We start from the raw sequence: 441 nt of genomic DNA, 5'->3' as shown, positions 1-441 counted from the left end.
ATATCACCGTTTTCGATGATTCCGTCGTGACCGTAAATTGAATATGGATCTAAAGCTACGTCTGGCATTACAATCATTTCTGGACATGCCGTTTTGATTGCTTTGATGGCTCTTTGCATCAATCCGTCAGGATTCCACGCTTCTTTTCCTGTGTTGTCTTTTAGACTTTCGTCGACTTTTACGTAGATGTTTACGGCGCGAATTCCTAATGCGAAAAGTTCTTTTACTTCTTCAACAGTCAAATCGATTGAACGACGGTAAATACCAACCATTGAAGGAATTTCAACTTTTACGTTTTCGCCTTCTGCAATGAACATTGGGAACATAAAATCACTCGGACTTAATGTGGTTTCGCGAACTAAAGAACGAATGGATTCGTTAACGCGTAATCTTCTGCCTCTTTGTAATGGGAACATTTTATTTTAGATTTTAGATATTAGA

The 441-nt window shown here is 38.3% G+C and carries 1 pseudogene; it reads right to left on the bottom strand.

Going from position 1 to position 441, the window contains the following annotated elements:
* Nucleotides 1–416: pseudogene (locus DIU01_RS06605) on the bottom strand (porphobilinogen synthase); the annotation flags it as partial.
* Nucleotides 417–441: the final 25 nt, after the last annotated feature.

The organism is Flavobacterium sp. (assembly GCF_003525665.1).
Lineage (GTDB): Bacteria > Bacteroidota > Bacteroidia > Flavobacteriales > Flavobacteriaceae > Flavobacterium.
This window is presented reverse-complemented; position numbering and strand designations above follow the sequence as displayed.